General features: G+C 71.0%; 1 protein-coding gene. It reads left to right on the forward strand.

The genetic code is table 11. The features are described from left to right. Nucleotides 1-104: 104 nt before the first annotated feature. Entirely contained in the window at nt 105-1,388 is a 1,284-nt protein-coding gene (paaK, locus tag ADK86_RS15910) for a phenylacetate--CoA ligase PaaK (RefSeq protein WP_053697171.1), read from the forward strand. The last annotated feature ends 34 nt before the right edge of the window (nt 1,389-1,422 follow it).

Raw genomic sequence — 1,422 nt, forward strand, 5'->3', positions numbered from 1 at the left:
CGGCGGGGGCGGGGGCGTCAGCTGAAGTGATCGCTGCCGGTGCGGGATCGGTCGGCGGCGGTACGGGGTCGGGTGGCGGCAGTACGGGGTCGGTCGGCGGCGATATGGAACCGTTCGACGCGGTGCGGCGGCTGGCCCCCGAGGAGTTGCGGGCCCGGCAACTGGAGCGGCTGCGCGCCTCATTGCGGCATGCGTACGAGAACGTCCCGTTCTACCGGCAGTCCTTCGACCGGGCCGGGATCCGCCCCGACGACTGCCGGTCACTCGCCGACCTCGCGCGTTTTCCGTTCACCGTGAAGGACGACCTGCGGGCCAACTACCCCTTCGGCATGTTCGCCGTCCCCCAGGACGCCGTGCGCCGCATCCACGCCTCCAGCGGTACGACCGGCCGTCCGACGGTCGTCGGCTACACCGAACGCGACCTGTCCGTATGGGCCGACGTCGTGGCCCGCTCGATCCACGCGGCCGGCGGCCGGCCCGGCCACAAGGTGCACATCGCGTACGGCTACGGCCTGTTCACCGGCGGCCTCGGCGCGCACTACGGCGCCGAACGCCTCGGCTGTACGGTCGTCCCGGCCTCCGGCGGCATGACCGCCCGGCAGGTGCAGATCATCCGGGACTTCCGGCCCGAGATCATCATGGTGACGCCGTCCTACATGCTCACCCTCCTCGACGAGTTCGAGCGCCAGGGCGTCGATCCCCGTACCACCTCCCTCAAGGTCGGGATATTCGGCGCGGAGCCGTGGTCGGAGGAGATGCGCCGGGAGATCGAGGAGCGCTTCGCCATCGACGCGGTGGACATCTACGGCCTGTCGGAGGTCATGGGCCCCGGCGTCGCCCAGGAGTGCGTGGAGACCAAGGACGGGCTGCACATCTGGGAGGACCTCTTCTATCCGGAGGTGGTCGACCCGATCACCGGCGAACCGCTGCCGGACGGCGAGCACGGGGAACTGGTCTTCACCTCGCTGACCAAGGAGGCCATGCCGGTGGTCCGCTACCGCACCCGGGACCTGACCCGGCTGCTGCCCGGCACCGCCCGCCCCGCCTTCCGCCGGATGGAGAAGGTCACCGGCCGCTGCGACGACATGATCATCCTGCGCGGGGTGAACCTCTTCCCCGCCCAGGTCGAGGAAATCGTGCTGCGCACCCCGGGCGTCGCGCCGCACTTCCAGCTGCGGCTGACCCGCGAAGGCCGGATGGACCACCTGACCGTACGGGCCGAAGCGCGCCCCGACGCCACCCCCGAGGCACGCACGGCCGCCGTCGCCCAGATCGCCCGCGGCGTCAAGGACAGCATCGGCGTCTCCGTAGCCGTCGAAATCGTCGCCCCCGAAACCCTGGAACGCTCCGTCGGCAAGCTGAAACGCATCGTTGATATGCGGCCGTGAGGTGGGGGGAGGGGCGGGGCGTTGAGGGGGGCGA

It is taken from the genome of Streptomyces sp. NRRL F-5755, from assembly GCF_001279365.1.
Taxonomy (GTDB): Bacteria; Actinomycetota; Actinomycetes; order Streptomycetales; family Streptomycetaceae; genus Streptomyces; species Streptomyces rimosus.